General features: G+C 76.0%; 1 protein-coding gene. It reads right to left on the bottom strand.

The features are described 5' to 3' along the window. The coding region (locus GWI24_RS44055) for a SpoIIE family protein phosphatase (protein ID WP_210951613.1) at positions 1-1724 on the bottom strand (1724 nt) is incomplete at both ends.

Below are 1724 nucleotides of genomic sequence, written 5' to 3'. Positions count from 1 at the left end.
ACCAGCGGCGCGGGATGGCCCGCCGCGGCGATGCTGCAGCGGCGCGAGACCGGGTCGTAGACCACGTACAGACAGGTGGCGCCGAAGGACCAGAAGTGCTCGGGTTTCTCGTCCGAGTACAGCCGGGTGACCATGTCGTCGAGGTGGGTCAGCAGCTCCCCGGGCGGCAGATCGATATCGGCCAGGGTGCGTACGGCGGTGCGCAGCCGCCCCATGGTGGCGGCCGCCTGGATGCCGCGCCCCACGACATCGCCGACCACCACGGCGGCGCGGGCGCCGGACAGCTGGATCGCGTCGAACCAGTCGCCGCCCACCCCGGCCCAGGCGCCCGAGGGCAGATAGCGCGAGGCGATCTCCAGCGCGGTCAGCTCGGGCAGCCGCTGCGGCAGCAGGCTGCGCTGGAGGGTCTCGGCCGTCCTGCGCTCGCGCAGATAGCGGCGGGCGTTGTCCACACAGACGGCCGCCCGGGCGGTGAGCTCCTCGGCCAGCAGCGTGTCGTCGTCGGTGAAGGGCACCGGGGTGCGGTGGCGGGCGAAGAGGGCCGTGCCGAGGGTGACCCCGCGGGCGCGCATCGGCGTCACGATCACCGAGTGCACCCCGTGCTCGCGGATACGGGCGGCCCGGCCGGGGTCCTTGGTCTCCCAGCTCGCCAGCAGGGACGGCGTCACCTGGTGCCGTGCGGCCCGGCCCTTGAGCAGACACGCCGCCGTGGGGGAGTGCGCGGGGTGGGTGGCCAGGCCCCCGACGTCGGCCAGCGCCTCGGGGGCGCCGTCGAGGATGGACCGGTGGGCCGCGCGCCGCAGGGTGACGGGCTCGCGCAGCGGCCCCTCCGGGGGCTCGTCGCCCTCGTGGAGGAAGGTGAGCAGATCGACGCTGGCGAAGTCGGCGAGCCGGGGGACCGCCACCGCGGCCAGCTCCTGGGCGATCCGGTCCAGGTCCAGATGGCTGCCCAGCCGCGCCCCCGCCTCGTTGAGCAGTTGGAGCCGCTGCCGGGCCTCCTGCTCGGCGGTGGTGTCGCGGGCCGCCAAGCACACGCCGCGCAGCCCGCCGGTCCGGTTGGCCAGCGGGGCCAGTGAGACCGACCAGGCGTGCTCCTGGCGATCGCCCGGCTCCCGCAGATGCGTCTCCAGCTCGAGCCGTTCGCCTCTCTCCAGCACCCGTCGCATGGCCCACTCGACCCGGTCGCTCTCCCCGTGGCCGACCAGCTCCGTCAGCCGCAGCCCGCGCATCTGCTCCTCGCTGCGGGCGGTGGCGGCCTGCATATAGGCGTTCGCCCGTGCCAGCCGCAGCTCCGTGTCGAAGAGCGCCAGGACGCAGGGGCACTGGGCGAACACGTGGTCCGCCGGTACGCCCGGCTCCTGGGCGAGTGGCTCCTGGGGCGCGGCGGAGACCAGGAGCCAGCCCGCGGGTCCGTCGTCCAGTGGATCTCGGTGGGCCAGCAGCTCGACCTCCAGCGGATGGCCGTCCCGGTGGCACAGCGCGATCCGGCCGCTCCACCGGGGCCCGTGGGCCAGGCACGGTCCGGCGCCCTCGCCGCTGTCCCCGGCGGTGCCCCTGCCGCTGTCCCCGGCGGTGCCCCTGCCGGTGTCTCCGCCGCCGTCCACGGCGGCCGTCTCGCCGCTGCCGCCCCCGGCGGCCGTCTCGGCGCGCAGCTCGGCCGCCGGCCGCCCCACGACCTCCTCGGCGCGGTAGCCCAGCAGCCGCCGCGCGCCCTCGCTCCACCC

Origin of the sequence: Streptomyces sp. MK37H, from assembly GCF_018035285.1 — a bacterium.
GTDB lineage: Bacteria > Actinomycetota > Actinomycetes > Streptomycetales > Streptomycetaceae > Streptomyces > Streptomyces endocoffeicus.
The sequence above is the reverse complement of the archived record's forward strand: the minus strand, read 5'-3'. Positions and strand labels throughout refer to the sequence as shown.